Annotated in this window: 21 protein-coding genes and 1 pseudogene; 15 read left to right on the top strand and 7 right to left on the bottom strand. The window is 74.0% G+C overall.

Features of this window, described 5'->3' with window-relative positions:
- The first annotated feature begins 36 nt into the window (after nucleotides 1-36).
- The gene (locus ACFVVA_RS12570) at nucleotides 37-660 is read left to right on the top strand and encodes a hypothetical protein (protein WP_387688562.1); all 624 of its coding nucleotides are present in this window, start codon (nucleotides 37-39) and stop codon (nucleotides 658-660) included.
- On the opposite strand, the gene ACFVVA_RS12565 is transcribed toward ACFVVA_RS12570, so the two are convergent.
- From ACFVVA_RS12565 to kdpB, 3 genes and pseudogenes are all read right to left on the bottom strand, one after another.
- Entirely contained in the window at nucleotides 661-1,122 is a 462-nt protein-coding gene (locus ACFVVA_RS12565; RefSeq protein ID WP_387688560.1) for a hypothetical protein, read from the bottom strand.
- 641 nt (nucleotides 1,123-1,763) lie between these two features.
- Entirely contained in the window at nucleotides 1,764-2,249 is a 486-nt protein-coding gene (locus ACFVVA_RS12560; RefSeq protein ID WP_387688558.1) for a universal stress protein, read from the bottom strand.
- Nucleotides 2,250-2,526: 277 nt separating this feature from the next.
- Nucleotides 2,527-4,698, bottom strand: a pseudogene (kdpB, locus tag ACFVVA_RS12555) (potassium-transporting ATPase subunit KdpB).
- A 308-nt stretch (nucleotides 4,699-5,006) separates the two neighbouring features.
- Between kdpB and ACFVVA_RS12550 the strand changes: the two are divergent.
- The 5 genes from ACFVVA_RS12550 (at nucleotide 5,007) to ACFVVA_RS12530 (ending at nucleotide 9,797) form a co-directional block, all read left to right on the top strand.
- Nucleotides 5,007-5,180 carry a hypothetical protein gene (locus ACFVVA_RS12550; protein ID WP_380549512.1) on the top strand — a complete coding sequence of 58 codons (174 nt, stop codon included), beginning with the start codon at nucleotides 5,007-5,009 and terminating at the stop codon, nucleotides 5,178-5,180.
- 64 nt (nucleotides 5,181-5,244) lie between these two features.
- Complete coding sequence (gene lysA, locus ACFVVA_RS12545) at nucleotides 5,245-6,621, top strand: diaminopimelate decarboxylase (RefSeq protein WP_387688556.1); 1,377 nt, start codon at nucleotides 5,245-5,247, stop codon at nucleotides 6,619-6,621.
- 147 nt (nucleotides 6,622-6,768) lie between these two features.
- Nucleotides 6,769-7,554 (top strand): DUF2785 domain-containing protein, encoded by a 786-nt coding sequence (locus ACFVVA_RS12540; RefSeq protein ID WP_387688554.1) that lies wholly within the window; start codon nucleotides 6,769-6,771, stop codon nucleotides 7,552-7,554.
- 243 nt (nucleotides 7,555-7,797) lie between these two features.
- Nucleotides 7,798-8,532 (top strand): hypothetical protein, encoded by a 735-nt coding sequence (locus ACFVVA_RS12535; RefSeq protein WP_387688552.1) that lies wholly within the window; start codon nucleotides 7,798-7,800, stop codon nucleotides 8,530-8,532.
- Nucleotides 8,533-8,552: 20 nt separating this feature from the next.
- A complete protein-coding gene (locus ACFVVA_RS12530; protein WP_387688550.1) occupies nucleotides 8,553-9,797 on the top strand; it encodes a radical SAM protein in 1,245 nt (414 codons plus the stop codon).
- Nucleotides 9,798-9,850: 53 nt separating this feature from the next.
- Here ACFVVA_RS12530 and ACFVVA_RS12525 read toward each other — a convergent pair whose 3' ends face one another.
- Nucleotides 9,851-10,444, bottom strand: coding sequence for a hypothetical protein (locus ACFVVA_RS12525; RefSeq protein WP_387688548.1), 594 nt, complete (start codon nucleotides 10,442-10,444; stop codon nucleotides 9,851-9,853).
- Between the two features lie 423 nt (nucleotides 10,445-10,867).
- Between ACFVVA_RS12525 and ACFVVA_RS12520 the strand changes: the two genes are divergently transcribed.
- The 5 genes from ACFVVA_RS12520 to ACFVVA_RS12500 all read left to right on the top strand — a co-directional run bounded on the left by ACFVVA_RS12520 (nucleotide 10,868) and on the right by ACFVVA_RS12500 (nucleotide 17,228).
- Nucleotides 10,868-12,214, top strand: a complete 1,347-nt coding sequence (locus ACFVVA_RS12520) for an extracellular solute-binding protein (protein ID WP_387688546.1) — start codon at nucleotides 10,868-10,870, stop codon at nucleotides 12,212-12,214.
- Complete coding sequence (locus ACFVVA_RS12515; protein WP_387688544.1) at nucleotides 12,211-13,125, top strand: carbohydrate ABC transporter permease; 915 nt, start codon at nucleotides 12,211-12,213, stop codon at nucleotides 13,123-13,125. The genes ACFVVA_RS12520 and ACFVVA_RS12515 overlap by 4 nt, the downstream gene beginning before the upstream one ends.
- Nucleotides 13,122-14,072 carry a carbohydrate ABC transporter permease gene (locus tag ACFVVA_RS12510; RefSeq protein WP_387688542.1) on the top strand — a complete coding sequence of 317 codons (951 nt, stop codon included), beginning with the start codon at nucleotides 13,122-13,124 and terminating at the stop codon, nucleotides 14,070-14,072. Before ACFVVA_RS12515 ends, ACFVVA_RS12510 begins: the two co-directional genes overlap by 4 nt.
- A 2-nt stretch (nucleotides 14,073-14,074) precedes the next feature.
- Nucleotides 14,075-15,892: a glycoside hydrolase family 36 protein gene (locus tag ACFVVA_RS12505; protein WP_387688540.1), complete on the top strand. Its 1,818-nt coding sequence runs from the start codon at nucleotides 14,075-14,077 to the stop codon at nucleotides 15,890-15,892.
- A gap of 136 nt (nucleotides 15,893-16,028) precedes the next feature.
- Nucleotides 16,029-17,228: a LacI family DNA-binding transcriptional regulator gene (locus ACFVVA_RS12500; RefSeq protein ID WP_387688538.1), complete on the top strand. Its 1,200-nt coding sequence runs from the start codon at nucleotides 16,029-16,031 to the stop codon at nucleotides 17,226-17,228.
- On the opposite strand, the gene ACFVVA_RS12495 is transcribed toward ACFVVA_RS12500, so the two are convergent.
- Nucleotides 17,225-18,052 carry a DeoR/GlpR family DNA-binding transcription regulator gene (locus ACFVVA_RS12495; protein ID WP_387688536.1) on the bottom strand — a complete coding sequence of 276 codons (828 nt, stop codon included), beginning with the start codon at nucleotides 18,050-18,052 and terminating at the stop codon, nucleotides 17,225-17,227. The genes ACFVVA_RS12500 and ACFVVA_RS12495 overlap by 4 nt on opposite strands.
- 114 nt (nucleotides 18,053-18,166) lie before the next feature.
- Here ACFVVA_RS12495 and galT point away from each other — a divergent pair, with 114 nt between their 5' ends.
- Nucleotides 18,167-19,273: a galactose-1-phosphate uridylyltransferase gene (gene galT, locus ACFVVA_RS12490; RefSeq protein ID WP_387688534.1), complete on the top strand. Its 1,107-nt coding sequence runs from the start codon at nucleotides 18,167-18,169 to the stop codon at nucleotides 19,271-19,273.
- Nucleotides 19,270-20,397, top strand: coding sequence for a galactokinase (gene galK, locus ACFVVA_RS12485; protein ID WP_387688532.1), 1,128 nt, complete (start codon nucleotides 19,270-19,272; stop codon nucleotides 20,395-20,397). Before galT ends, galK begins: the two co-directional genes overlap by 4 nt.
- Nucleotides 20,398-20,431: 34 nt before the next feature.
- Here the strand turns inward: galK and ACFVVA_RS12480 are convergent, their stop codons facing one another.
- Nucleotides 20,432-21,094: an NADPH-dependent F420 reductase gene (locus ACFVVA_RS12480; RefSeq protein ID WP_387688530.1), complete on the bottom strand. Its 663-nt coding sequence runs from the start codon at nucleotides 21,092-21,094 to the stop codon at nucleotides 20,432-20,434.
- Between the two features lie 155 nt (nucleotides 21,095-21,249).
- Here ACFVVA_RS12480 and ACFVVA_RS12475 point away from each other — a divergent pair, with 155 nt between their 5' ends.
- Entirely contained in the window at nucleotides 21,250-22,092 is an 843-nt protein-coding gene (locus ACFVVA_RS12475) for an SDR family NAD(P)-dependent oxidoreductase (protein ID WP_387688528.1), read from the top strand.
- 122 nt (nucleotides 22,093-22,214) lie between these two features.
- The gene (locus ACFVVA_RS12470; RefSeq protein ID WP_387688526.1) at nucleotides 22,215-23,051 is read left to right on the top strand and encodes a helix-turn-helix domain-containing protein; all 837 of its coding nucleotides are present in this window, start codon (nucleotides 22,215-22,217) and stop codon (nucleotides 23,049-23,051) included.
- On the opposite strand, the gene ACFVVA_RS12465 is transcribed toward ACFVVA_RS12470, so the two are convergent.
- Nucleotides 22,979-25,060, bottom strand: a complete 2,082-nt coding sequence (locus tag ACFVVA_RS12465; RefSeq protein ID WP_387688524.1) for a tetratricopeptide repeat protein — start codon at nucleotides 25,058-25,060, stop codon at nucleotides 22,979-22,981. The genes ACFVVA_RS12470 and ACFVVA_RS12465 overlap by 73 nt on opposite strands.
- Nucleotides 25,061-25,244 lie beyond the last annotated feature (184 nt).

Genomic DNA, 25,244 nt, shown 5'->3' with positions numbered 1-25,244 from the left:
TCTGTAGAACTAAACGAACGGTGATCGGGGACGAGCATGGACAGGTCGCTTCGGCTGCCGCAGCAGAATCGGGCGGACTTCGAGACGGAGCTGGGACGAGCACTTTCCGCTCCGCAGGTGCGGGCGGCGCTGCGGGCGGGCGGGGACGAGGCTCGGGGTGCGGAGCGCTTGCGGCGGGCGGCGCGGGAGAACGCGGAGTTCGTGCTGGCCGCGGCGGCGCCGGAGTACGAGCGGTATGCGGCGTTGCGGGCGGACGCCGATGCGGTGGCGCGGCTGCCGGTGGCGGCGCCTCCCCGGGAGCGGGCGTCGGGGTGGTGGGGGGTGCTGGGGGTGGTCGTGCCGATCATCGCGGTGACGGCGGCGGTGATCTTCCTGCTGCTGGGCCTCGTGCTGGGGCTGGTGGAGGACCTGGAGGTGCTGGCGCACGCGCTGGTGGAGGCCGGGTGGGTGTCGGCCGGGGTGGCCGCGGCGAGTCTGCTGGTGGGCGGGCTGGGGCTGCTGGGGGCGGCCCGGGCGAGGGGCGCGGAGGCCGGGGAGGCGGCGGACGGGCCGGGGGAACTGGTGCTGGCGCGGGATGCCTGGCGGTCGGCGCTGGCGGAGCGCGGGCTGGTGCCGTACCTGGTGGCGCAGGCGAACGCGGAGACCGGTCGGCGGCGCTGATCAGGCCCGGTCGAGTCTCGTCGAGCGGGCGGCCTCGACCAGGAGCTGGGCGGCGTCCTGGGGGATGGCGAGGCGGCGGGCGATCCAGGGGGCGGGGCGGCCGGCCCGGGCGAGCATCCAGGCGGAGTACAGGTGGCCGAGCTGGGGTGCGTTCTCGGCGAGCAGCAGGGGGCGGACGGCCTCCATCGGGAAGCCTTCGAGGGCGCGGGCGCTGTACTCGCGGCCGTTGGGGCCGGGTGGGGGCAGCGGGAGCGGGCGGCGGAGGTCGATCCAGCGGCTGAGCAGTACCGCGCCGACGACCAGCAGGCCGGTGCCGGAGGCGCCGATCAGGATGCCGCCGATGACGGGGCGGTCCTCCTCCTCGGTCATGCCGAGGGCGATCTCCTCCAGGACGAGCAGGCCGAGCACGGTGAGCAGTACCGCGGCCTCGGCGGGGCGCGGGTGGGTCCGGGACGTCGTCATGCGGAACCTCTTCCTCGGCGGGGCGGCCGGGGGTTTCGGGCGGGCGCGGCGATTCACCTTCCGTACAACGGCGGTGGGCGGCCCGGGGCACGCGTCACGGCTCAGGCGGTGAAATCGCGGATCATCATTGACGGACCGTCAAGTACGCGATGCGGGCGGCAGGTTGGCCGCGGCAGGTCGGCCGTCCTGCGGAGGTCGGGACCGCGCCTCCTTCCGGTCGGGAGCGCCTGGGTGGCGTGTTCGTCGACGGGGCGAGGGGCCCGGCTGCGGGCGGGCTTCGGGCCAGCATAGCCCGGGCATGTCACCTTCGACAGGCTTGTCGAAGGTGCGGAACCCGGGCTGCCGGTGGGCATGTCGAGGGGTGGCGGCCCGGCTACTTTGAGTGCGGAGCTCCGCTTCCGCGGTCGGGGCCGCAGGGGTGGGGAGGCCGGGGCCGGTGGGGCTCGCAGGCCGGTTCGACACTTCCAACTCGGCCGCGAGGAAGAGTACTTGCTCCGCCTGCCCCCTGCATGGCCGAGCGCCCACCCGCGCGCCCGGGTGTGATGGCCGGGGCGTGCGGGTGGGCGCTGGGGCGGGGCGCTCGCAGGTGGGGCGGCTGGACGGCTGGGCGGCTGGGCGTTCGGGCGCGGGGAGGCGCGTCGTCAGCGGGCCAGCAGGGGGAGCGGGGCGCCGGTGCGGGCGGGCAGTTCGAGGCGGGTGAGCAGGGCGGAGGGCGAGACCTCGATCACCCGGCAGCCGGCCCGGTGGCGGCAGTGGCGGGCGACGGAGCCGTGCCGCAGGCGGTCCAGGCGGCGGCGGGTGGCGGCGCCGAGGACGAGCAGGTCCTCCGGGCCGGTGACGGCGCCGATCAGGGCGGGGCCGGGTTCGGCGTTGACCACCAGCGGGTGGATGACCAGGCCGGACGGGTAGCCGCCGTAGGCCTGTTCGAAGGCGATGTCGAGGCGCCGGCGGGCGGCGTGCTCCAGCTCGGAGGGCGGGCGCCGGCCGTCCCGCTCGATCGCGGTCCAGGCGGCGACGGGCACCAGCGTCGCTTCGTGCCGGGCGGCTTCGCCGACGGCGTGGTAGAGGGCGGCCAGACTGCTCAGTGACCCGCTCAGGCCGACGATCACTCGGGTGGTCCCGGTCATGGCCGTTCGCCTCCGTCTCTCCGGCGGCTCTCTCCATCGGGCTCCGCCGGTTCGGCACTCCTTGCTTCGGATGAATCAAGTGAACCCCGGAACGGACTCCTCCGTACCGCCGCTGACACCACCATGACGCAGGTCGCACACATCTTGACGGCCTTCTGACAGGGCGCGTCGGCGGTGGTGCGGCGGGGCCCTCCGGCCGGTGTCTCCCGGCACGTTCGGCCGGTGTCGTCCGGCCGGTGTCTCCCGGCACGTCCGGCCGATGTCTCCCGCCGGTGTCTCAGCCCAGCCCCGGGACGAACTGGATCAGCAGGTCGATCGCCTTGATGCCGAGGAACGGCAGCACCAGCCCGCCCAGTCCGTACACCCGCAGGTTGCGCCGGAGCAGGTCGGTCGCGGAGGCCGGCTGGTAGCGCACGCCGCGCAGGGCGAGCGGGATCAGGGCGACGATGATCAGGGCGTTGAAGATGATCGCGGAGGCGATCGCCGAGGTGGGGCTGTGCAGTTCCATGATGTTGAGGTGGTGCAGTCCGGGGTAGGCGTTCGCGAACATCGCGGGGATGATCGCGAAGAACTAGGCCACGTCGTTGGTGATCGAGAAGGTGGTCAACGCGCCTCGGGTGATGAGGAGTTGCTTGCCCACCCGGATGATGTCGATCAGCTTCGCCGGATTGGAGTCGAGGTCGACCATGTTGCCGGCCTCCTTGGCGGCCGGGGTGCCGGAGTTCATCGCGACGCCGACGTCGGCCTGGGCGAGGGCGGGGGCGTCGTTGGTGCCGTCGCCGGTCATCGCGACCATGTTCCCGGCGGCCTGCTCGCGCCGCAGGTGGGCGAGCTTGTCCTCCGGGGTGGCCTCGGCGAGGAAGTCGTCCACCCCGGCCTCGTCGGCGATGGCGCGTGCGGTCAGCGGGTTGTCCCCGGTGACCATGACCGTGCGGATGCCCATCCGCCGCAGCTCGGCGAAGCGTTCGGCGATGCCCTCCTTCACCACGTCCTTGAGCTCGACGACGCCCAACGCCCGTGCGCCGTGCCGGTCGTGGACGGCGACCAGCAGCGGGGTGCCGCCGGACCCGGCGATCCGGTCCACCAGCGGCTCGGCCTCCATCGGCAGCCGTCCGCCGGAGTCCACCACCCAGCGGGCGACGGCGCTCGCGGCGCCCTTGCGGATCAGGCAGGTGGTGCCGTCCGACCAGGTGAGGTCCACGCCGCTCATCCGGCTGTGCGCGGTGAACGGCACGGGCCGCTGTTCGCCGAGTTCGCCGGGGGAGCGCGGCGGCACCCAGTACTGGCGGTTGGTCAGTTCGACCAGTGACCGCCCCTCCGGCGTCCCGTCCGCGACGGAGGCCAACTGGGCGGCCTCGGCGAGCTGTTCGGTGGTCGCGCCGGGCAACGGGTGCAGGGCGACGGCCCGGCGGTTGCCGTGGGTGATGGTGCCGGTCTTGTCGAGCAGCAGCACGTCCACGTCCCCGGCGGCCTCCACCGCCCGGCCGGAGAGCGCGACCACGTTGCGCTGCACCAGCCGGTCCATGCCGGCGATGCCGATGGCGGAGAGCAGGGCGCCGATGGTGGTCGGGATGAGGGCGACCATCAACGCGACCAGCACGATGGTGGTTTGCGGCGCGTGGGCGTAGATGGCCATCGGCTGGAGCGACACGACGGAGAGCAGGAAGACGATGGTCAGCGAGGCCAGCAGGATGTTGAGCGCGACCTCGTTCGGCGTCTTCTGCCGGTCGGCGCCCTCGACCAGGGCGATCATCCGGTCCACGAAGCTCTGCCCGGGCCGCGAGGTGACCCGGACGACCAGGTGGTCGGAGAGGACCTTCGTCCCGCCGGTGACGCCGGTGCGGTCGCCGCCGGACTCCCGGATCACCGGCGCGGACTCCCCGGTGATCGCGGACTCGTCGACGGCGGCGACGCCTTCGACCACCTCGCCGTCCCGCGGGATCACCTCGCCGGCCGGCACGAGGACGATGTCGTGCAGCAGCAACTGCTCGGCGGGAACGGCCTCGTGGCGCAGGTCGCGGGTGCCGACCCGCCAGTGCAGGAGCCGTCGCGCCGTGGTGGTGGACCGGGCGCGGCGCAGCGATTCGGCCTGCGCCTTGCCGCGGCTCTCCGCGACGGCCTCGGCCAGGTTGGCGAACAGCACGGTCAGCCAGAGCCAGAAGGAGATCACCCAGGCGAAGACGCTCGGGTGGAGGACGGCGCTGACGGTGGTGAGCGCGGAGCCGCACTCGACCACCAGCATCACCGGGTTGCGCGTCATGGTGCGCGGGTGGAGCTTGCGGACGGCGGCGGGCAGTGCCTCGGCCAGCTGGCGGCGGGTGATCAGCCGGCGGCGGACGCCCGGCGAGGTGGGCCGGTGGCCGGGCGGCGGCCCGGGCGCACGGTCCGGGCGCCGGAACAGGTTCTGCTGGTCGGTGGTGTCCGGGGTGGTGAGGGCCGAACGGCGCATCGTCTCGGGGACCTTCCGGGCCGCCCGGTCGGGTGGGGCGGCGGTTCGGTGGGGCTGCGGGGACGGCGGACAGCCCACCACCGGAGCACCGGGGGACATGCCGGCCTTGACGAGGCCTTGGCGGCGCGGCGGCCGTCCTTGACAGACTCCTGACACCGCGGACGGGCCGCCGCAGGGCCACTGTCAGGAGGGCGTCAAGGACCGGGCCCGGGACGTACGTCATGCGTCAAGGACGGGTGCGGTCGGTGTGCGGAGGGTCTCCACTGGAGGTGTCCGGCCGTACGGGCCGCCGCTGGAAGGGACCTGCCATGACCACTGTCACCGCCGTCATCGACGTCGACGAGCCGCTGGAGCGGACGGTCCGCCCGGTGCCCGTCGCCTGGCGCCGGGACCGCCCCGAGCCGCCGGAACCGGCCCCGGCGGCCGACCGGGAACGCACCCGTCCGGCGCACTGCCGGTTCGCGATGCACTACGAGGACTGACACCCGGACCGATACCCGCCGGAGCATCCCGCCGCCCACGCGCCCGCCCACAGGAGTAGCCGCCATGACCCAGCTCGCCGCCCGGCCCGTCACCGCCCCCGCCCCCGTCACCGCCCCCGCCTCCGTCACCACCTCCGCCGACGCGCTCGGCGGCCCCTGGCCGGCCTCGGCGCGGCCCGGCCGGGGAGGCGAGGTGCTGGTCGGCGGCGTGGGACTGGCGGAGGCCGCCGAGCGGTTCGGCACCCCGCTGTACGTGCTGGACGAGGCCGAGGTCCGGGGCCGGGCCCGGGCCTACCGGCGGGCGCTGCCGCACGCCGAGGTGCTGTACGCGGCCAAGGCCTTCCTGTGCAGCGCGATGGCCGACTGGGTGGAGCAGGAGGGGCTGGGGCTGGACGTCTGCTCGTCGGGCGAGCTCTGGCTGGCCGTCTCGGCCGGCTTCCCGGCGCAGCGGATCCTGCTGCACGGCAACGCCAAGTCCCCGGAGGAGCTGCGGCTGGCGCGCCGGCTGCGGGTCGGGCGGATCGTGATCGACGGCCCGGCGGAGATCGCCCGGCTGGCCGCGCTGGTGGCGGCCGACACACCGCAGAAGGTGCTGGTCCGGGTGGTTCCCGGGATCGCCGCCGGGCACCACGCGGCGGTGCGCACCGGGGTCGGCGGGCAGAAGTTCGGTTTCCCGATCGAGGGCGGTGACGCGGCGGACGCCGTCTCCCGGGTGCTCGACCAGCCGGGCCTCGAACTGGCGGGACTGCACTGCCACCTGGGCTCGCAGATCACCTCGGTCGACCCGTACCTGCTCGCGGTGGACGCGCTGGTGCGGCTGCTCGCCGAGGTGCGGGAGCGGCACGGCGTGGAGCTGCCGGAGCTGGACCTCGGCGGCGGCCACGGCATCCGCTACCTGGCGGGTGACGAGGCGCTGGACCTCCCCGAGTTCGCGGTGCGGGTGACCGACCGGCTGGCGGTGCGCTGCGCGGAGGCCGGACTGGAGGTGCCCCGGCTGATCGTCGAACCCGGTCGCGCCGTGGCCGGTCCGGCCGCGGTGGCCGTGTACCGGGTGCTGTCCGTCAAGCACTCGGCCGACGGCCGCTGCTTCGTCGCGGTGGACGGCGGCATGAGCGACAACCCGCGCCCGGCGCTGTACGGATCGCCGTACGCGGTGCGGCTGGTCGGCCGCCGCTCGGAGGCGGGGGAGGCGAGGGTGGACGTGGTGGGCCGTCACTGCGAGGCCGGGGACGTGCTGGTGCGGGACGCGGCGCTGCCCGCAGACCTGCGCCCGGGCGACCTGTTGGCGATGCCGGCGGCCGGTGCGTACCAGCTGTCGATGGCGTCCGGCTACAACCTGGTCGGCCGCCCGGCCGTGGTGGCGGTGAAGGACGGCCGGGCGCGGCTGCTGATCCGGCGGGAGACGGTCGAGGACTTCCGTCTGCGCGAGGTCGGCCGCTGACGGCTGAAGGCTGAAGGCTGAAGGCTGAAGTCGGACGGCTGACGGCTGACGGCGGACGGCGGTTGCGCGGGAAGTCGGCCCGGCCGACCTTCCCGCGCCGAAAAAGCAGGTGGGAGGCCGTGTCCGCCGTTGATAGGGTCCCGCCCCGTGACGAACTGGCGAGAGATCCATGAGAACGACTGCGCACTCCCCCCGGGGCGCGGGCTGGACGACCTGACCGCGGAGCTGGCGGAGGCTCTGGGGAGCCCGGACCCCGAGATCAGGGACGGTTACCCGTACGCGGTGCTGGACACCTGGATACGGAGCGGGGTGATCGACCGCGAGCGGTGTCTGGCGCTCGGCGACCTGATGGCGGGGCGCTTCACCGATCCGCGGATCGAGGCGCGGACCTTCGCCCCGCTCGTCCTGAGGATGATCGTGAACCAGGGCGGCACCAGGCCCGGGTGGCTCGACGCGTTCGCCGCCTGGTACCGCGCGGAGGCCGACCTGCGGGGCCGTGACGACACGCTCGGCTGGCTGCACGCGGTGGCGCACGGCGCGGACCTGCTGGGGGCCTTCGGTCTGCGGCCCGAGGTCGACCCCGGACCGCTGCTCGTGCTCGCCGCCGAGCGCCTGCTCGCCCCGACGGAGTACCTGTTCGCGGAGCGGGAGGACGACCGGCTCGCCAAGGCCGTGGCCCTCGTCCTCACCCGCCCCGACCTGACGCTGGAGCGGTCGACCGCCTGGCTGGCACCGATCGCCGAGGCCCTCGCCCCGCACGAGTACGGGCCGATGCCGGTCTGGGCCTCCAACACCGTCCGCACCCTGCGGGCCCTGTACCTGCTGGCGGACCTCGGGGTCTGCGCGGAGCGCGGCGGCCGCCCCGTCCCGCTCGCCCACGGCGAGGTGGTCAAGGCCCGGGTGGCCGAGGTGCTGCGCCTGTCGCCCCGATAAGCCGGGGACGGGATCCCGACCCGGTCCACGGTGCGCCGAGCGTCCCCCAATGTGAGGGAACAGGACCGCTTCTGTCGGTTTGTCATCCCTGACGCCTGAGGTAATTGATGCGAACTCGACCATTTGTGGCGGGCCGCTGTTAGGCTGCGCGACTGAATACGAACTCTCCACGATGTAAAAGGACTTGGAAGAGAGGGTGAAGGATCGCTCCTTCGCCGCCGCCGCCGACGCCCGAGGAGCCATGTGAGACCCGAAGACGTCCCCCTGCTGTTCCAGGAGTTGGCCCGCGAGTTCGCCGACGTCACCGACATGTCGGTGGCGGCGACCGGTTCCCTCGCCCGCGGCGACCACCGCACCGGGCCGGGCGGAGACGTCGTCTCCAACCTCGACCTGGTCCACGTCGTGGCCGAGGACGCGGACGTGCCGGAAGTCCGTGACCTGGTGGGACGGAGGATGCGGCGGATCTCCGACACCTTCCGGATCGAGACGACGTCCGTCATCGCCAGGCTCCCGGCGTTCCGGCTGGCCGGCCACGCCCACTACCGGATCAGCATGAGGCCCGAGTGGTTCTGCGACGGCCTCGCACTCGGCCCGGAGGGCTTCGACCTGCCGGGCCGCGACGACGGCGACCCGCACGGGGCACTGGCCTGGATGATGCAGCCCGTCCCCTACTACCTGGCGAAGGCGACGGCCCTGGACCCGACGACCAACCTCGCCAAGGCCCGCAGGGCCGCGACGCGGCTGGCCGACCGGTTCGATCTCAAGGAGGTGCGCGACGGCCTCGACAACCTCCCGCACGCCCTGCGCGCCCTGATCGCCGAGCGCGGCATCACCCCGCTCGAATCCACCGCGCGCTACCTCGCCACCCCCACCCACCCCGCCGTCGCGCAGCTCGTCCGCGACGCGGTCTTCGTCGAGAGCATGGGCCTGTCGTCCGCCGACTCGATGGTCGTCCTGCTGCCGTCCGCCCCGAACTGACCACCACCGGAGAGCACCCCATGTCCACCCGGCAGCACGTGGAGATCCTGCCCCCGCACCCCTTGCGGGCCGGCTACGACAGGTCCTTGGAACGCGGGTCGATAGCCGACGACTTCCAACGGCGCCTGGAGCCCGCCAACTTCAACCCGGGCTACCTCGGCGCCCTGACCGAGCGGGTCGAACTGGCCCTGGGCCGGGACCCGTCGGACGAGACCATGCGCTGGCGCCTGGCGTTCCTGCTGCTCCAGAACAACGCCACCGCGGCCGCCGTCGAACGGGCCGAGGACCTGCTCGCCGGAGCCGTCCTCCCGCAGAGCCGGCGGCTGGCCCACCTGGTGGCCGGGATCCGGAGCCGGGCCGACCGGCCGCGCACCGGACGTGGCGTCCGGCGGGTCAACTGGTCGATCAACAACCGCTGTCCGATGTCCTGCCAGGGCTGCTACAACCCGTTCGCCGCGGAGCAGATCGACCTGGCCCAGGCGGACCGGATCATCGCGAAGCTGGCCGCGCACGGGACCACCGACCTGGTGCTGGCGGGCGGCGACCCGCTGCTGTGGCCGCCGATCTTCGACGTGGTCGACCACGCGATCGCCGCCGGCCTCAAGGTCGGCCTCGACACCACCGGATACACGCTCACCGCCGAGAAGCTCGACCGCCTCCGCGGCCTGTCCTCGCTGCGGCTGCCGCTGGACGCCGTCACCGCGGACGTGCAGCGGGCGTTCCGCCGCAGCCCGGACGCCGACCTCCTCCGGGCGCTGCTGGAATCCCTCGCCCTGTGCGACGCCGAGGGCTTCGACCGGGTGCGGGTGCACACCGTGGCGAGTGCCGAGAACCTCCACCAACTGCCGGAGCTCGCAGACGAGATCATGTCCCACCCTTCGGTCGCCCAGTGGGTGATCTTCCAGTGGTGGGGCCGGCGGGCGTCGCCGGCCACGGTCCGCAGGCTCGGGGTGGCGGTCGAGGACGTCCGCGCGGTCGTGGACGGGATCCGGCGCGACCACCCCGGCCGGGAGGTCCACCTCGCGGAGAGCAGCGAGCGGGAGCTGCTGAACTGGATGATCCAGTCGAGCGGGCAGGTCGTCACCTTCGGGTCGGGCGCGGAGGAGGAGTTCATCCTGGGCAACCTCCTGACCGACGAGGTCGAGGAGATCCTGACCCACCCGATCCTGGACTTCGAGGCCATGTCCCGCGGGATCCCGGTCACCCCGGGAACGCGCTTCCCCGGCGCCGACGGGGGCGCCCCGTCGGCGGACGATCGGACCTGACCCCTCGCCGGCAGGTACCGGGTGCTGCGCGGTGCCCGCCGGCGGCGATCGGATCAGGCGGCGAGCAGGTACCAGCCCCCGAGGCCGCTGCACATGCTCGCGTTGTAGGTGCCCGCGCGGAAGCCGGCCGGAACGGGCTGGTAGGGGCACATGTACTCGCCGACGCGGGCCAGTTGCTGGTACCACGAGCCGATGTTGCCGCAGCCGGAGTTCATGTGGCCGGTGAGCACGTAGCCGGGCGGGATCGGCGAACCCGCGCAGGTGTACTGGCCGTCGCGGGGCAGCTCCAAGTACCAGTAGTCGATGCCGCTGCAGCCGGTGGCGTTGTGGAGGGTGATCACGTAGCCGGGGGGAATCGGAGAGGTGGCGCAGGTCCAGATGCCGTTCTGCACGGGCTGGATGTACCAGGCGCCGGCCTTGTTGCACCCGCTCGGCTGGCGCTGGGTGATCACGTAGCCGTCCGGTACGGGCGTGCCGGGACAGACCCACCCGGGGGAGGCCTGGGCGGCGGCGACCGGTGCCGCCGCCGGTGCCGCACCGGCCGTGCCGGCGGCCGTGCCGGTGAGGACGGCCACCAGCAGGGTGACAACCCCCACCGCGGCGGCGAGCCGGCCCCGGACTGCCGCCGTCCATGAACGACCGGGCACGTGGCGATACTTGATGTTCACTACTCACCAGTCCAATCGACGGGTCCGCGAAGCGCCGCGCGATGGCCGTACGGCGCCGTGCCGCGGAGCTGGACCGACCCTAGTCGGACGAACGGTGGGACCGGTCGACACTGGGCGAATACATGACAAACCTGGCCGGAAACCGACCCGGGACTCTCCCGCCGGGTCGAGTCACCCGCTGATAACGGAACGGTTGCGGAGCCCGCCGTTCCCCTCGCCAGGGCTTGACGGCACGGGGAGGGCGGGCGTTTGCTGTGTCCGCTCGTTCGAACCTGTTTGGTTCTGGTCTGTTTTGTGTGTTTGAACGTTCAAACCGACCCGAGCTGCCCCCGCCTCATCTGCCACACCCACCACCCCCTGCGCATCACAGCCTTCCGGCGCCACCCCACCGAGAGGAATGCAATGTCACACCTTTCTCGTCGCGACCTTCTCCGCGCCTCCGGAGCCGGCCTGCTGGCCGTCGCCGCCGGCGGCACCCTCGCGGCCTGCGGCGGCGGCTCCGGCTCGGGAGGCGCCGCCGGCGGGGACGCCGACACCGGCACGATCACCGTCTGGTCCTGGGCCACCGCCGCCGACGCCCTGCGCGGCATCGTCCCGGCCTTCGAGAAGGACAACCCGGGGATCAAGGTCGACGTCCAGGACATCGGCGAGCCGGCCATCTGGGACAAGATCACCGTCGGCCTGGCGGCCGGCGGCCAGGGACTCGGCGACGTCCTCCACATCGGCTGCGACTACCTGCCCGGCTACCAGGAGAAGTTCCCCGGCGGCCTGGCCGACCTCTCCGCGCTCGGCGCCGACGCCCACAAGGACAAGTTCGCCAAGGGCCTGTGGCCGGTCGTCACCGGCAAGGACGGCCACGCCTACGCGCTGCCCTGGGAGGTCAACGCGCTGGGCTTCTTCTACCGCAAGGACTACTTCGACAAGGCGGGCATCGACCCCGAGACCTTCGCCACCTGGGACGACCTGCTCGCCGTCGCCGACCGCTTCAAGGCCGCCAACCCCGGCGTCGCGCTGATCGGCGTCAACCGGGCCGCCAACCCCACCCCCGACCTGGACTTCCTCCAGGGCCTGATGCAGCTCCAGGGCGCCTTCTACTTCGACCTCCAGGGCAAGATCACCGTCGGCTCGGAGCCGGCCGTGCGCGCCCTGACCATCATCAAGCGGCTGGACGAGGCCGGGCTGATCGGTGACACCCCCGGCGTCCAGAGCTGGCCGCCGGTGATGAAGAGCGGCAAGCTCGCGGTGGCCGCGATGCCCACCTGGGTCGCGCACTACCTGGAGAAGAAGTTCCCCGACCAGAGCGGCAACTGGCGCCTCACCAAGCCCCCGGCGGTCACCCCCGGCGGCAAGCGCACCGCGCTGGTCAACTCCACCCACCTGGCCGTCGCCGCCTCCAGCCCGCGCCGCCGCGCCGCCTGGAAGTTCGTCGAGTACGCGCTCACCCGCACGGCCTCGGTCAACACGATGTTCAACGCGGGCGGCGTCTTCCCGGCCCTCACCGAGGCCTACGCCGACCCGATGTACGCCGCGCCCAGCGCCTTCTACGGCGGCCAGGCGGTGCTCAAGACCTTCACCGACCTCGCCACCGAGGGCGGCGACCCCACCAACTACTCCGGCGACTACGCCCGGGCCCTCAAGCTCGTCAGCGACGCCCAGACCAAGGTGCTCCTCAAGGGCGCCGACCCGGCCGCCGTCCTCCAGGACGCCGCCAAGCAGCTCGCCCAGCAGACGGGGCGCGGTATCGCATGAGCGCCGCCAGCCCGACCTCCGCCGCCCTCACCGGGAAGGCCGGGCGGAGCCGGCGGCGGCGCACCGCCCTGCCGTACCTGCTGCTCGCCCCGGCCCTGCTCACCTTCGGCGTGTTCAAGGCCTACCCGATCATCGAGTCGCTGTGGCTCTCCTTCACCACCGGCGCCGGCACCGCGACCCGCAACGCCGGCATCGCCAACTACCGGCGGCTGCTGGACGATCCGCTGTTCTGGACGGCCCTGCGCAACACCGGCGAGATCCTCGTCGTCCAGGTCCCGCTGATGCTCGGACTGGCCCTGCTGATGGCCGTCGGCATCAACTCCGCCGTGGTGCGCTGGCGCACGGTGTGGCGGCTCGGCGTCTTCATGCCCTCGGTCACCGGCCTGGTCGCCACCGGCGTGATGTTCGCCTACCTGCTCAAGTCCGACGACGGTGCGGTCAACTGGGTGCTGAACGCCGTCGGCCTGCCCTCCGTCGACTGGCTGGGCCAGCCGGTCTGGGCCCGGATGGCCGTCGTGGTGGTGCTCACCTGGCACTACACCGGCTACAACGCCGTCATCTACCTCGCCGGACTCCAGTCCATCCCGAAGGAGTTGTACGAGGCCGCGATGGTCGACGGCGCCGGCCCGATCCGCCGCTTCACCTCGATCACCGTCCCCGCGCTGCGTCCGGTGCTGCTGTTCACGGTCGTGCTCTCGACCATCGGCACGCTCCAGCTCTTCGACGAGCCGTACGTGCTGACCGGCGGCGGGCCGGACAACGCCACCCTGACCGTCTCCATGTACCTGTACCAGAACGGCTTCCGGTACTTCGACTTCGGCTACGCCTCCGCCATCGCCTACGCGCTCACCCTGATCGTGTCGGTGCTCGGCGCCCTCCAGATGCGCCTGATGGGAGAGCGCGACAAGTGACCTCCAAGACCACCACCCCCCAGAACACGACGCCCCGGACCACGATGCCCGGGAGCACGACGCCCGAGGGCGCGACAGCCCGGAGCGCTACGCCCGGGAGCACGACCCCCAGGAGGGCGAACCCCCTCAACAAGCTGCGCGGCTGGCCGCTCACCTTTTTCCTGGCCGGCATCACCGGGCTGTCGATCGCCCCCTTCTACTGGCTGGTGGTCTCCGCCACCCGCAAGGACACCGAGGTCTTCGACTGGCCGCCCAAGCTGCTGCCCGGCGGGAGCCTCGGCGAGAACCTGAGCCACCTGCAGCAGAAGATCGGCCTGCTCCGGGTGATCGGGAACTCCGTGCTGGTGGCGGGGGTCCAGACGCTGGGCGCCCTCGTCGTGGCGCTGCTCGCGGGCTACGCCTTCGCCAAGTTCCGCTTCCGCGGCCGCACCCTGCTGTTCGCACTGCTGCTGTCCACCCTCGTGGTGCCCGAACAGGTCACGCTGGTACCGCTGTTCAAGATGATGACGGACTTCGGCCTGCTGGACACCTACCAGGCGCTGATCCTGCCCGGGCTGTGCGTGCCGTTCGCCATCTTCCTGATGCGGCAGTCGCTGAGCAGCCTGCCGGACGAACTCCTGGACGCCGCCCGGGTCGACGGCGCGGGCGAGATCCGGGTGCTGTTCAGCGTGGTGGTGCCGGTCATGCGGCCGGTGCTGGCGGCGCTGTCGATCTTCCTCTTCCTGGGGTCCTGGAACCAGTTCGTCTGGCCGCTGATCGCCCTGCGCAGCCCCGAGATGCACACCCTGCCGGTCGCCCTGGCGACGCTGCACGGCAACAAGTCCAACACCGACTACGGCGCCATCCTCTCCGGCACCGCGCTGTCCACCCTGCCGATGATGGTCCTCTTCCTGGTCCTCCAGCGGCAGTTCATCTCCGGCCTGCTGGCCGGCGCCACGAAGGGCTGACCATGACCGAGAGCACGATCGAGAGCAGGAACGAGAGCGCGACCGCGAGCGCCACCGCGACCGCGACCGGGAGCACGGGCGGGACGACGACCGGCGCCGACGACGTCTGGGAGCCGCACGCCCCCACCGCCGCCGGCGGCCTGCGCCGGCTGTACGCCGACGGGCTGGACCTGCGGGTGAGCGGCACGGGTACGGCCCGGGGCATCGCCGACGGGGTGGTGGAGGTGACCGCCGAGGGCGCGGGCGAGGTGCGGATCGAGTGGCGCGTACCCTGCGTGGACGCCACCGCCCTGTGGACCCCCGAGCCGCGCGGCACCGGCCGGCTGCCCGCCGCCTGGAGCGCCCCGCGCCGCACCTCGCTGGCCAACGGCGCGCCGATCGCCGCGCTGGTCGGCACCGGGGACGTCGCCCTGTGCGCCTTCGCCGCCGGGCGTCCGGACGTGTTGACCGGGGCCGGAGTGGTCGAGGAGACCGGCGAGTTCAGGTTCTGGGCCCAGGCCACCGACCGGCTCACCGTCCGGATCGACACCTCCCGCCGGCACTTCGGGCGCGCCCTGGCCGACCTCGCCGCCTGGTGGGGCGAGGGCCGCACGGCCGACATCCCGGAGGCCGCCCGCCGCCCCGCGTACTCCACCTGGTACTCGATGCACCAGGACATCACCCCCCAGGGCGTCGAGACCCAGGCCGCGCTCGGCAAGGAGCTGGGCCTGGACGTGATCATCGTGGACGACGGCTGGATGACCGCCGACCGCACCCGCGGCTACGCCCACTGCGGCGACTGGGAGCCGGTCTCGCTGCCCGACACCGCCGCCCACGTGCGGCGGGTGCACGACCTCGGCGTGCGCTACATGCTCTGGTACGCGCTGCCGTTCATCGGCAAGGACAGCGCCGCGTACCGGGAGATCGGTCACCTCGCGCTGGCCGACGCCGCCCACATGGGCGCGATCGTCGCCGACCCGCGCCACCCCGAGGTCCGGGCCTTCCTCATCGACCGGCTCGCCCGGGCCGTCGAGGAGTGGGGCATGGACGGCCTCAAGGTGGACTTCGTCGACTGGTTCGCCCGCGCCGCCGAGAGCGACGACGCCCCGCCGGCCCGCCCCGGCGCGGACTGCGCGACCGTCGACGAGGGCGTGGAGCGGCTGCTCGCCGGGATCCGCGGCCGGATCACCGCCGCCGACCCGGAGGCGATGATCGAGCACCGCCAGCCGTACGTCAGCCCCGGCCTGTGGCCGTACGCGACCATGATCCGCGCCACCGACTGCCCGCTCAGCCCGCAGGAGAACCGGCAGCGGACCGTCGACGTGCGGCTCGCGGCCGGGCCCGTCCCCGTCCACGCCGACATGCTGATGTGGCACCAGGGCGAGCCGCCGGAGCAGGTCGCCTGCCACCTGATCAACGTGCTGTTCTCGGTGCCGCAGGTCTCCGTCGACCTCGCCGCGCAGAGCGAGGCCCAGCGCGAGGCCATCGCCTTCTGGCTCGGCGTCTTCCGCGAGCACACCGCCACCCTCCAGCTCGGCGAACTGCTCCCGGCCCGCCCGGACCTCGGCTACCCGATGGTCACCGCGCGCGGTGCCGGCACCGTGGCGGTGGCCCGCTACGCCGCACTGCCGGTGGACGTCTCCGGCGGGGACTGGAACACCCTGCTGGTCGCCAACGCCGACGCCGACCCGGACGTCCGGCTCACCGGCGGCCGCGGGCAGGTGGCGGTGACGGTGCAGGACGCCCGGGGGCGTATCGTCCGGCAGGGCGAGGTCGAGCTGGACCGGGCGGACGCGATCGTGGTGCCGCGCGGCGGACTGCTGACCCTGCGCCGGGCCTGACCCCGCGCCGGTCCTGACCGTGCGCCGGGCCCGACCCCGCGTCGGGCCCCGGTCCCGCGCAGGGCCCGACCCGCTCGGGGCGGCGGACCGGCGCCGGCCCCGTCGTCCCGAGCCCCGACCACCCCTGGAGGACCGCATGCCCGAGGGACCGCACCGGCCGCGCCGTGGCGCCGCCACGATCGAGGAGGTCGCCCGGGCGGCCGGGGTCTCCCGGCAGACCGTCTCCAACACGCTGAACGCGCCGCAGCGGGTCCGCCCGGAGACCCTGGAGCGGGTGAACGCCGCTATCCGCGAACTCGGCTACCAGCCCGACCAGTCGGCCCGCTCGCTGCGCAGCGGTGCCCGCCGCACCATCGGCTACCTCGCCCCGGTGGACGACCCGCTCGACCCGAACCCGTTGATGGCCGGCTTCCTGGAGGCCCTGGTCGACGCGGCCGGGGCGGCCGGGCAGCGGGTGCTGCTGTTCCGGCCGGGGCAGGGCACGGCCGACCCGGCGGCGGCGATCGACGAACTGGTGGCGGCCCGCCAGGTGGACGGACTGGTGCTGGCCGACGTGCTGCACGAGGACGTCCGGATCGCCCATGCGGCCCGGCTCGGCGTCCCGTTCGTCAGCTTCGGACGGACCGGGCCCGGGCAGCCGCAGCACTGGGTGGACATCGGCAACGAGGCGGCGATGGCCGAGGTGGTGCGGCACCTCGCGGCGCTCGGCCACCGCCGGATCGGCTACCTCGGGGCCGCCGAGGAGCTGCCCTGGATGGCGGCGCGTCGGGCCGGGTTCCTGGCCGAGGCCGACCGGCTCGGCCTGTCCGCGGTGGCGACGGGCGTTGATCGGGCCGGGGCCGTTGACGGGGCCGGAGGAGAGGCCGAGGGCTCCGTGACGGCCTCCGTACGGGCGCTGCTGCGCGGGCCTGACCGGCCGACCGCCGTCGCGGCCGGCAGCGACCTGCTGGCCCTGGACGTGTACGAGGCGGTCCGGGCGGAGGGGCTGGTGATCGGGCCCGGCGGGGTGGCGGTCACCGGGTTCCACGACACGCCGCTCTGCCGGCACCTCCATCCCGGGCTGACCTCGGTGCGGCTGCCGCTGCGGGCGATCGCCACGGCGCTGGTCGGCCGGCTGCTGGACCAGGTGCGCGGGCGGGCGGTGCCGGGCGAGGGGCTGGAACTGCCCACCGAGCTGGTGGTGCGGGGGAGTTCGGGCCGCTCCGGCGGGGCGGAGCGATCCGGCTGGTCGGGCTGGTTCGGCGAGCCGGGGCGGTCGGGTGAGCCAGGGCGGTCGGGGAGGTCGGGACGATCGGGTGAGCCGGGCCGGTCGGGCCGGTCGGGGCGGTCTGGCTAGCCGGGCCGGTTCGTGTGGTCCGCCGTCGCCGCCACGATCAGCTCGCCGACCATGCCCGCGGCGGCCGCCCGCTGCTCGGCGGGCAGGGCGTCGTCGGTGACCAGGACGTCCAGCTGGTCCAGGTCGGCGAAGGTGGCCAGGCCGACCGCGTTCCACTTGGTGTGGTCCGCGACCACGACCACCCGGCGGGCCGACCGGAGGAAGGCGCGGTTGGTCTCCGCCTCGGCGAGGTTCGGGGTGGTCAGCCCGGCCTCGGGGGAGAGCCCGTGGCAGCCCAGGATCAGCAGGTTGACGTGCAGGGAGCGGATCGCCCGGTCGGCCACCGGCCCGACCAGCGCGTCCGAGGGGGTCCGCACGCCGCCGGTGCGGATCACCGTGGCGCTGGCCGGCGTGCCGTCCTCGGCGGGCTGTTCCAGCAGCTCGGCGATCCGCAGCGAGTTGGTCACCACGGTCAGGCCCTCGACCGCGCGCAGGTGCCGGGCGACCGCGAAGGTGGTCGTCCCGCCGGCCAGTCCGACCGCCGAACCCGGCGGGACGAGCGCGGCGGCGGCCCGGGCGATCGCCTCCTTGGCGGGCAGCTCCCAGTGCGCCTTGGTCTCGAACCCGGGCTCGCCGGTGGCCGGCGCCTCGACCCGGACGGCGCCGCCGTGCACCTTGTGGACCAGGCCCCGGCGCGCCAGCGCGTCCAGGTCGCGCCGGACCGTCATGTCGGAGACCCCGAGGTCGCGGACCAGCTCGGTGACCCGGACCCCGCCGCGCTCGCGGATCTGCTCCAGGATCAGCACGCGGCGCTGTCCGGCGAGCGGTTGGGCGCTGTCAGCCATCGGGAGGCCTCCTTCGAGCACGTCGGTCGCGTGCCCATGGTGGATAATGTTTGAGATTGTAGCTTTCTGTTGATTTACCCATGTCCAATGGCTTCACTCGGAGGAAGAAGGGCCATGCCCGGTACGTCCCTGACCCAGCCCACCGTCAGGACAGTGACCACCCTCGCGGACGGTCGGCAGCTGATCTACTACGACGGCGGAACCGCCGCCCCCCGGACCGCGGTGGACGAACGGCCGCTCGACCCGCAGGCCCCCGGTTCCGAGGTCCGGCTGGACCCGGCCACCGGCGACTGGGTCACCATCGCGGCCCACCGCCAGGCGCGCACCTACCGGCCGCCGGCCGAGGAGTGCCCGCTCTGCCCGTCCCGCGACGGGCGGCTCAGCGAGATCCCGGCCGAGGACTACCAGGTGGCCGTCTTCGAGAACCGCTTCCCCTCGCTGGCCGGCCCGCCCGCGGAGCCCGTCCGGGCGGCCGGGGGCCTGTGGACCAGTGGCCCCGGCGCCGGGCGCTGCGAGGTGGTCTGCTTCACCGCCGACCACGAGGCCTCCTTCGCCGACCTCACCCCCGAGCGTGCCCGGCTGGTCCTGGACGCCTGGACCGACCGCACCGCCGAACTCTCCGCCCTGCCCGGCGTGCGGCAGGTCTACTGCTTCGAGAACCGGGGCGCCGAGATCGGCGTCACCCTCGCCCACCCGCACGGCCAGGTCTACGCCCTGCCCTTCACCGCCCCGCGCACCGCCCGGATGGCCACCCGCGCCGCCGAACACCGCGCCGCCACCGGCCGCAACCTCTTCGAGGACCTGCTCGCCGCCGAACGCGCCCACGGCGACCGCGTCGTGCTCGCCGGGACGCACTGGACGGCCTTCGTCCCCTTCGCCGCCCGCTGGCCGTACGAGGTCCATCTCCACCCGCACCGCCGGGTGCCCGACCTGACCGCGCTGGACGCCGAACAGCGGGACGAATTCCCCGCCCTGTACCTGGAGTTGCTGCGCCGCTTCGACCGGCTCTTCGGCACCGGCCGGACCCCGTACATCTCCGCCTGGCACCAGGCCCCGGCCGGACAGCGGGACGAACTCGCCCTGCACCTAGAGCTGTTCACCATCCGCCGCACCGCCGACAAGCTCAAGTACCTGGCCGGGGTGGAATCCGGCATGGACGCCTTCGTCAACGACGTCACCCCCGAGGACGCGGCCCGCCGGCTGCGGGAGGTCGCCGCATGAACACCTTCGAGCAGCTGTACGGCCGCCCCTCCGAGGGGGAGTGGGCCGCCCCCGGCCGGGTCAACCTGATCGGCGAACACACCGACTACAACCTCGGGTTCGTCCTCCCCATCGCCCTGCCGCGGACCGTCCGCGCCCAGGCCGCCCGGCGGGAGGACGGGCTGCTGCGGCTCTGGTCCGCCCAGGGCGGTGACCTCGTGACGCTGAAGGTGGACGACCTCGCCCCCGGCTCGGTGCCCGGCTGGGCCGGCTACCCGGCCGGGGTGGTGTGGGCGCTGCGCGAGGCCGGCCACCGGGTCGGCGGGCTCGACCTCCGACTGGACAGCGACGTGCCCGGCGGCGCCGGGCTCTCCTCCTCGGCCGCCCTGGAGTGCGTCGTCGCCGCCGTCTGCAACGACCTGTACGGGCTGGGCCTGGCGGGCCCGGAGCTGGCGGTGCTGGCGCAGCGGGCCGAGAACGCCTTCGTCGGCGTGCCCTGCGGAATCATGGACCAGATGGCCTCGATGTGCTGCCGCCCCGGAGTCGCCCTGTTCCTCGACAGCCGCGATCTGACGATGCGTCAGGTGCCCGTCGACCTCGCGGGCGCGGGCCTCGCCCTGCTCGTCCTGGACACCCGGGTGAAGCACGACCTCGGCGACGGCGCGTACGCCGCGCTGCGGGCCGGCTGCGAACGCGCCGCCGCCCTGCTCGGGCTGCCCGCGCTCCGCTCGCTCCGGCCGGCCGGGCTGGCCGACGCGCTCGCCCGGCTCCCCGAGGACCTGGTTCCCCTGGTGCGCCACGTGGTCACCGAGAACGCCCGGGTGGAGGCCGCCGTCGCCCGTCTGGACGCCGGCGACCTCGCCGCGCTCGGCCCGATCCTCACCGCCGGGCACGCCTCGCTGCGCGACGACTACCGGGTCTCCTGCCCGGAGACCGACCTCGCCGTCGACGCGGCCCTGGCCGCCGGCGCCCACGGCGCGCGGATGACCGGCGGCGGTTTCGGCGGCTCGGTCATCGCCCTGGTGGACACGGACACCGCCGAGCGCGTCGCCGCCGAGGTCACCGCCGCTTTCCGCGAAGCCGGGTACGCCGAGCCGCGCACCCTCACCGCCGTCCCGGCGGAGGGGGCGCGCCGGCTCCGCTGAACCGCTCCGCCGGGCGGGGGCCCGAGGACAGGCCCTACGCCCGGTGGGCGGCCGGGCGCTCCGGGGAGGCCTCCGCGAGCGCTCGGGTGACCGCCTCGACCCCGGCCCGCAGCCCGTACACCGGGGTGGCCGGCTGCTGGCGCCAGGACTCGTCGATCCCGCCCGCGTCCACGGTGTCGAAGCCCAACGCGTCGACCAGCTCCCGCACCACCCGCTTGGCCGCCTCGTCGTCCGACGCGACCGGCACGGCGAGCCGCTCCGGGTCCCCGGCCGGGCGCGGGCGCTCCAGCAGGTCCTGGGCGTAGGTGCCGTTGAACACCTTCACCACCCGGTGCCCGAGGTGCTGCTCCGTCCACCGGCTCTCGGTGAGCCCGCCGTCCTCGATCGCGTCGATCCGGCCGTCGCGCTCCTTCGGGTAGTAGTTGCCGGTGTCGATCACCGCGACGCCCTCGGCGGCGCCGTCCAGCAGCCCGGAGGGCAGGTCCGGCACGCTCTTCAGCGGCACCGTCACCACCACGACCTGCGCGCCCCGGGCGGCCTCGGAGACCGTCACCGCCGTCGCGCCGGTCTCCTCGACCAGTGCCTTGAGCGTCTCCGGGCCACGGGAGTTGGCCACCGATACCTCGTGCCCCAGCGACGTCAGCCGTCGCGTCAGGTTGCCGCCGATGTTGCCCGCGCCGATGATGCCGATCTTCATGGGAAGTCCCTCTTCGCGAGTGCCGTATTTGGACCGTCGCCCTGGCCCAACCGTCCGGTGATCGCGCCGATTCCCGGTTCGCAGGGTGGTTTTCCGGGACCCACGGTCGAGGCGGGCCTGGTGCCGGCCCGGCACCCGTCGCGAAGGTGAACGGCATGAGTCACCCTTCCTCCGACGCCGCCGTTCTTTCCGGCGCCACCGTCCCCTCCGATGCCGCCGCTCCCTCCGATGCCACGGTCCTCGGCGATGCCACGGTCCTCGTCACCGGCGGCACCAGCGGCATGGGCCTCGCCACCGCCCGTCACCTCCTCGCCACCGGCGCCCGGGTCGTCGTCACCGGCCGCGACGACGCGCGGCTCGCCCGCGCCGCGGCACGCCTCGACGCCGGCGACCGGCTGCTCACCGTCCGCGCCGACGCCTCCGTGGCGGCCGACCTCGCCCGGCTGGCCGACACCGTGCGGGAGCGGTACGGCCGGCTCGACGGGGTCTTCGCCAACGCCGGCGTGGCCGGCTTCCAGCCGGTGGACGAGGTGACGGAGGCCGAGTTCGACCGGATCGTCGCCGTCAACCTCAAGGGCGTGTTCCTCACCGTCCAGCACGCGCTGCCGCTGCTGGACGCCGCCGGCGGCGGATCCGTCGTCCTCAACGCCTCCTGGACCCCGCACCGCGGCCTGCCCGGCGCCGCCGTCTACGCCGCCACCAAGGCCGCCGTCCTCAGCCTCGCCCGCACCCTCGGCAGCGAACTGGCCGGCCGCGGCATCCGGGTCAACTCGGTCAGCCCCGGCTACATCGTCACCGAGATGTTCCACGCGGCCGTCCCGGACCCGGCCGACCACGAGCCGATCCGCGGCCACGTCCCGCTCGGCCGGCTGGGCACCGCCGAGGACGTCGCGCAGACGGTCGCCTTCCTGCTCTCCGACCGCTCCTCGTACATCACCGGGCAGGACATCGTGATCGACGGCGGGCTCGTCCCGGCCTTCCCCTCCCTGACCGGCTGACCGCCCAGGCCCCGCCCCGGCTGACCGCACCGCCTGACCGCCCAGGCCCCGCCCAGGCCCCGCCGTGCCTGGTCCTGACAGGGCCAGGCACGGCGGCACCCGTCCGGGTGACAATCCATGACGTGAACCCGAGCAGCGCCCTGAGCGAATTCCTCCGCACCCGCCGCGCCGGCCTGCGGCCCGAGGACGTCGACCTCCCCGACTACGGCGGCCGCCGCCGCGTCGCCGGGCTGCGCCGCGAGGAGCTCGCCCACCTCGCCGGAGTCAGCGTCGACTACTACACCCGCCTCGAACAGGGCCGCGTCGGCAACCCCTCGGACGCCGTCCTCGACGCCGTCGCCCGCGCCCTGCGGCTGGCCCCCGACGAGTCCGGCCACCTGCACCGCCTCGCCCGGCCCGCGGCCCGCCCCCGCCGCCCCGTCGAGCGCCAGCGGCCCCGCCCCTCGCTGCTGCGCCTGCTGGAGCAGCTCCCGCACACCCCGGCCCTGGTGATGGGCCACCGGATGGACGTCCTGGCCTGGAACCACGCCGCCGTCGCGCTCCTCGGCGACTACGGCGCCCTGCCGGCCGAGGAACGCAACATCGCCCGGATCACCTTCCTCGACCCGGCCTCCCGCGAGCTCTACGCCGACTGGGCCGCGTGCGCCCGGGAGAACGTCGCCTTCCTCCACCTGGAGGCCGGCCGCCGCCCCGACGACCCGCTGCTCGCCGAGCTGATCGGCCAACTCTGCCTGGGCAGCGAAGAGTTCCAGCGGATGTGGGCCGACCACCCGGTCGCCGACAAGACCTCGGGCCGCAAGGCCTTCCGCCACCCCCTGGCCGGCACGCTGGACCTCGTGTACGACACCCTGCGGCCGGCCGACGACCCCGGCCAGGCGCTGGTGACCTACACCGCCGACCCGGGCTCGGCGTCGGACGACGGGCTGCGGCTGCTGCTGTCCTGGGCGGCCTCGGGCTGAGGTTCCCCCGCCACTTCGAGCAGGTTCTCCCTGGCCAGGACGGTCGACGGATGGTCCGGCCCGAGGACGCGGTCGAGGTCCGCCGCCGCCCGGCGGAGCATCTCCAGCCCTCGCTCCACGTCTCCGGCGTGCAGGTACATGACCGCGAGATTGTTGCGGGACGTGAGGGTGTCCGGGTGGTCGCCGCCGAGGACGCGCCGGCGGTCGGCGAGGACCTGCTCCTGGAGGCCGACGGCGTCCTCGACCCGTCCGGCCTCCAGGTAGGTGGCGGCCAGGTTGTTGCGGGACGTGAGGGTGTCGGGGTGGTCCGCGCCCAGCTCGTGCCGGCGGTCGGCGAGGACCTGCTCCTGGAGACCGATGGCGTCCTCGATGCGTCCGGCCTCCGAGTAGGTGGCGGCCAGGTTGTTGCGGGCCATCAGGACGGTGGGGTGGTCACTGCCGTGGAGGCGTTGGAGGTCGGCGAGGACCTGCTCCTGGAGACTCATCGCCTCGTCGGTGCGTCCGGCCTCCCAGCACGACTGCGCGAGGTTCCCGAGGGCCGCGAGAGTGTCGGGATGGTCGCCTCCCAGGACGCGCTCGCTCGTGGTGGCGAGATGCGTCCAGTACTGGATGCCGGTGGCGTACAGGCCCGCCTCCACGAGGCTCGCGCCGCAGCGGAACAGCAGCAGGTGCATCCCCAGCGGCCGCTGGATCAGGCCGGTGGGCCCGTGCCGGGTGAGCACGTCGGTGTTGGCCCGCAGCGTCGCGGCCAAACCCTGCACGCCGTAGTCCGCGGTCGGCCACAGTTCGAGAAGGGCCTCGGCGACCACGATGCCCGCCCGCGTCGAGTCGGGAGCCGTGTCGAGGGTGGCACGGGCGGTGAGCGCATGGAGGGTCACCTCCCGGTGGGAGGTCTCGGTGAGAGTGACGAGGCTGTAGTTGTGCAGCAGCGCGAGCGCCTCCATCGCGTCGTCGGCCGTGACCGGCGTGCCGCGGACCCTGCCGAGATGCTCCAGCACCGGCCCGGTGCCCCACAGCTCCTGCGGATGCCCGGCCGGGTCCAGCAGCGCCGCCAACCGGAGGACCGGCCCGGCGAGCCCGACCGGCTCCTCCTGCTGCGCCGCGTCGAGGGCCAGCAGCAGCGCCGCCGCGACCGGCCCCCGGTAGCCGTCGGCACCGGAGCGGGCCGGCAGCACGGCGTCCAGGCTGCGCGAGCGGTCGCGGAAGAGCTCCAGGTACCGGCCGCAGCCGCGCCGGGTGTTGACCATGCAGGCGGCCGCGTGGGCCAGCGCCAGCGGCAGGTGGCCCAGCGCCTCGGCGAGCTCCTCCGCTTGCTCGTCGAGGAAGCGGGCGCACTTGGCCCGCTCCAGCCGCTCGCCGAGGTAGGCGGCGGACTCGGCGGGGGAGTACGTGGTGACGTCCACGAGGGTCCGGTCGCCGCCCGTACTGGCCGCTCCCCGGTGGCGGGTGGTCGCGATGACCCGTCCGCGCCCGCCCCGGCTGGTGACGGGCCAGAGCTCCTCGGGCGTGTGCTCGGTGGTGTTGTCGAGGACGACCAGCCAGCCCCGCTCGGTGGCGGCCAGCCAGGCGAGGAAGCGCTCGGCGTCCTGCTCGGCCGCCTCGCCGCTCGCCCCGGGCACCCGGAGCTGCACGGCGGCCCGGGCGTACAGCTCGGTCACCGCGGAGGGCTCGGCCGCGTCGGCCCACAGCACCAGGTCGGTGCCCGCCTCGACGGCCGCGCGCGCGTAGTGCGCCGCGAGCTGCGACTTGCCGACGCCGCCACCGCCCGCCAGCACCTGGCTCAGCACGACCGTCCCGTACTCCCCGCGGGCCTCGTCGATGGCCCGCCGCAGCTCCGCCCGGGGCTGGAAGGCCGTCGCCCTGGGCGGGATCCGCCCGATCACCACCGGCCACCGCACCTCGGCGGCCGGCGCGGCGTACTGGTGGACGGTCAGCTCGCGCGCCTGGAAGGTGCTGCCGTTGACCGTGCTGTTCTCGATGCCGTTGCGGACCTGCCACCCCTGCTGCACCTGCTCGCCCCCACCGCCCCGCGTGTCGTGGCCTCCATTATGGGAGCCGGAAACGGCGCTGCCGTGCCGCCCCGGGGACGTGCGGGCCCGCACCCGTTCGCACGGTGCGGGGCCCCCCCCGGGGCAGCCCCGTGACTACGCGGTAAAGTGCGGGCACACCCTGTACTCAACCCCCGTGTTGGAG

The organism is Kitasatospora sp. NPDC058048 (assembly GCF_042885555.1).
Lineage (GTDB): Bacteria > Actinomycetota > Actinomycetes > Streptomycetales > Streptomycetaceae > Kitasatospora > Kitasatospora lactacystinica.
This window is presented reverse-complemented; position numbering and strand designations above follow the sequence as displayed.

Coding starts and splice junctions, on each gene's coding strand:
- ACFVVA_RS12550 (WP_380549512.1), top strand. CDS start 5,007: ATGACCACTGTCACCGCCGTCATCGACGTCGACGAGCCGCTGGAGCGG.
- ACFVVA_RS12480 (WP_387688530.1), bottom strand. CDS start 21,094: ATGAAGATCGGCATCATCGGCGCGGGCAACATCGGCGGCAACCTGACG.
- ACFVVA_RS12500 (WP_387688538.1), top strand. CDS start 16,029: ATGCCCGAGGGACCGCACCGGCCGCGCCGTGGCGCCGCCACGATCGAG.
- lysA (WP_387688556.1), top strand. CDS start 5,245: ATGACCCAGCTCGCCGCCCGGCCCGTCACCGCCCCCGCCCCCGTCACC.
- ACFVVA_RS12565 (WP_387688560.1), bottom strand. CDS start 1,122: ATGACGACGTCCCGGACCCACCCGCGCCCCGCCGAGGCCGCGGTACTG.
- ACFVVA_RS12495 (WP_387688536.1), bottom strand. CDS start 18,052: ATGGCTGACAGCGCCCAACCGCTCGCCGGACAGCGCCGCGTGCTGATC.
- ACFVVA_RS12530 (WP_387688550.1), top strand. CDS start 8,553: ATGTCCACCCGGCAGCACGTGGAGATCCTGCCCCCGCACCCCTTGCGG.
- galK (WP_387688532.1), top strand. CDS start 19,270: ATGAACACCTTCGAGCAGCTGTACGGCCGCCCCTCCGAGGGGGAGTGG.
- ACFVVA_RS12560 (WP_387688558.1), bottom strand. CDS start 2,249: ATGACCGGGACCACCCGAGTGATCGTCGGCCTGAGCGGGTCACTGAGC.
- ACFVVA_RS12475 (WP_387688528.1), top strand. CDS start 21,250: ATGAGTCACCCTTCCTCCGACGCCGCCGTTCTTTCCGGCGCCACCGTC.
- ACFVVA_RS12505 (WP_387688540.1), top strand. CDS start 14,075: ATGACCGAGAGCACGATCGAGAGCAGGAACGAGAGCGCGACCGCGAGC.
- galT (WP_387688534.1), top strand. CDS start 18,167: ATGCCCGGTACGTCCCTGACCCAGCCCACCGTCAGGACAGTGACCACC.
- ACFVVA_RS12520 (WP_387688546.1), top strand. CDS start 10,868: ATGTCACACCTTTCTCGTCGCGACCTTCTCCGCGCCTCCGGAGCCGGC.
- ACFVVA_RS12515 (WP_387688544.1), top strand. CDS start 12,211: ATGAGCGCCGCCAGCCCGACCTCCGCCGCCCTCACCGGGAAGGCCGGG.
- ACFVVA_RS12570 (WP_387688562.1), top strand. CDS start 37: ATGGACAGGTCGCTTCGGCTGCCGCAGCAGAATCGGGCGGACTTCGAG.